Annotated in this window: 2 protein-coding genes; both read left to right on the top strand. The window is 40.4% G+C overall.

Features of this window, described 5'->3' with window-relative positions; translation table 11 throughout:
• Positions 1–1,209, top strand: a 1,209-nt coding sequence (locus ACO1O5_RS19660) for a glycosyl hydrolase family 95 catalytic domain-containing protein (RefSeq protein WP_486273305.1), incomplete at its 5' end; no start/stop codon positions are given.
• Positions 1,210–1,324: 115 nt separating this feature from the next.
• A partial coding sequence (locus tag ACO1O5_RS19655) for a beta-N-acetylhexosaminidase (protein ID WP_486273303.1) occupies positions 1,325–2,865 on the top strand: 1,541 nt, incomplete at its 3' end.

Here is a 2,865-nt window from a genome sequence, read left to right as displayed (position 1 = left end):
TATGCATCCAACCATTTACGGGAAGCAAAAACTTTTACCGATTGGTTGTGGAAGATTAAAAAGGAAAATGAAAGATATACCCAGGAATATTTTGGTGTTGCTGGTTTAAATGTTCCCGGAGTTGCAACCATCTCGGGTTACCCGATGGGCGGATGGATTCAATATTCACTATCGCCGACGATTGCTGCATGGCTATCGCAACATTTTTACTGGCAATGGAAATATTCAATGGATAAAAATTTCCTGCAGACAAGAGCCTATCCGTACTTGCACGAAGTAGCTGTTTTTTTGGAAAATATTTCATACATGGAAAACGGGAAACGAAAACTGCCACTAAGTTCCAGCCCGGAATACAATGATAACAGTATTAACGCATGGTTTCTTAATACAACGAATTATGATTTGTCTCTAATGAAATTTGCTTTCCAGTCAGCCGCAGCATGCGCTATGGCTACGAATAAAAAAGAAGAAGCATTGCATTGGCAAAAGATTAATGCTGAGTTGCCTGCATTAAATGCAGATGAAACAGGACTCACCATTGCACCCGGTTTTCCGCGAAAAGTTTCTCATCGCCACCATTCTAATTTGATGTCAATTTATCCGTTGGGACTATTGAACGTAAATAATGCCCATGATAAAATGATCATAGATTCGTCGTTACGGTGGATGGAGAAAACCGGCACTCGCGAATGGTGCGGCTATTCATTTAGTTGGGCTGCGTCATTATATGCGCGGGCAAAGGAAGGAGACAGCGCTGCAAAAGAATTGAAAATATTTGCTTCTAATTTTTGTTCATCTAATAGTTTTCATTTGAATGGGGATCAGAAAGGTGGACAATATTCGAATTTTACCTATCGGCCTTTTACACTCGAGGGAAATTTTGCTTTTGCCGAAGGGGTGCAGGAAATGTTATTGCAAAGTTATAGCGACGTCATAGAAATCTTTCCTGCTGTGCCTTCCTCGTGGAAGGATATCAGCTTTGATAATTTACGTGCAGAAGGCGCATTCTTAATCAGCGCCGCAAAGACTAACGGTGTAATAGATGCAGTTTCCGTGAAGGCAGAACAGGGTGGGGCATTACATTTAAAACTTCCTTTCAAAACATTTCGTCTATCTGATATTGCAAAGAAGTATAAAGTACAAGATGGAGTTATAGTGATTGAAATGAATAAGGGGGAAAAGATTGAAATTAAGAATGGGTTTGAATGATTGCGCAAACGGTTGCCTGCTAATCTTTCATCATAAAACGATAGCTTTAAATCAATAACTGAATTGCGGGTTTAAATAACAAAATTTAAGCACAAGATATAATAGTAAGTCCGGCATGAAAAAATCAATTCTTTTATTAATCGCGTGGATTATTTGGAGCAATTGTACCGCACAAATATCTATGCCAAATTATTCATTGTCAATTGTGCCACAACCCGTTTCTGTTTCTTTACATACTGGATATTTTTCATTCAATCCCCGCACGGCAACAATTGTGGCTGATCAGAAGTCTGCTGAAATAGCATCTTTCCTGGCAAATGTGTTCCATCATAAATACGGGTATGATCTTAAATACATATCAGCAAACGTTTTACGTTCATCCGTAAATACGAAACCTGAAATTATAATGCGCATCAATAAAAAAACGGATGTATCTATCGGCGATGAAGGGTATGATTTGAAAGTTACTGCCCGTGAAATAATTCTCTCAGCCAATAGTCCGCATGGCCTTTTTTACGGTGTACAAACGTTGTTGCAGCTTTTACCGGCAGCATCTAACGGTGAGGATGAAACGAAGAATGAGCAATACAAAATACCTTGCGTAAATATCAAAGATTACCCAAGGTTTGGTTATCGCGGTTTGATGCTGGATGTAAGCCGCCATTTTTTCTCCAAAGAATGTGTAGAAAAATATATAGATGAAATGGCGAAATATAAATTCAATGTATTTCACTGGCACCTCACAGATGACAATGGATGGAGAATAGAAATAAAGGGATTGCCGGAACTTACTAAAATCGGTGCCTGGCGTGTGCCGAGAGTGGGCTTGTGGCACAAGTTCGAATCGCCGCAACCCGGAGAAAAGGCTACTTACGGAGGATATTACACGCAGGATGATATTCGTGAGGTAGTTAAGTATGCGCAGGAAAGATTTATTACGATCATTCCTGAAATTGATGTGCCCGCCCACAGTCTTGCACTCATTTCTTCTTATCCAAACTTATCATGTACACAATTAAAATATCCCGTGAACCCGGGAAGTCCATTTTATAAAAAAGAAGACAATGTGCTATGTGTAGCTAACGATTCCACGTGGTTAATCCTGGATAAAATTTTTACACAAGTTGCCAGTCTTTTTCCCGGAAAATATATTCATATCGGAGGCGATGAAGCCTATAAAGGCTTTTGGGAACAATGCCCGAAAGACCAGGCTTTAATGAAACGGGAAGGATTAGATAGTGTTGACGAACTGCAAAGTTTTTTTGTAAAAAAACTGGAAAAGCTAATCATTGCAAAAGGTAAAAAAATGATAGGATGGGATGAGATACTGGAAGGCGGCCTGGCCCCGGAAGCCACGGTTATGAGCTGGCGCGGAATGAAAGGAGGTATTGAGGCTGCTAAGATGGGACACGAAGTAATTATGACACCCATACTCGAAACTTATTTAAGCAGGCGACAAGGTGATCCATCAGTAGAGCCTTTTGCTCCGGGTATGTTGCGTTTGAGCGACTGTTATAATTTTGACCCTGTTCCTGATAGTGTGAATCCAAGATATATTTTGGGCGGCCAGGCGAGTTTGTGGACCGAACATGTTCCCAATGAGCGTCATGCAGAATATATGACCTGGCCAAGGGCAATGGCCATTTCAGAAGTGTT

This window comes from Ginsengibacter sp. (assembly GCF_057362405.1).
Note: the sequence above shows the minus strand (reverse complement) of the source record. Positions and strands in the feature narration are given on the sequence as shown.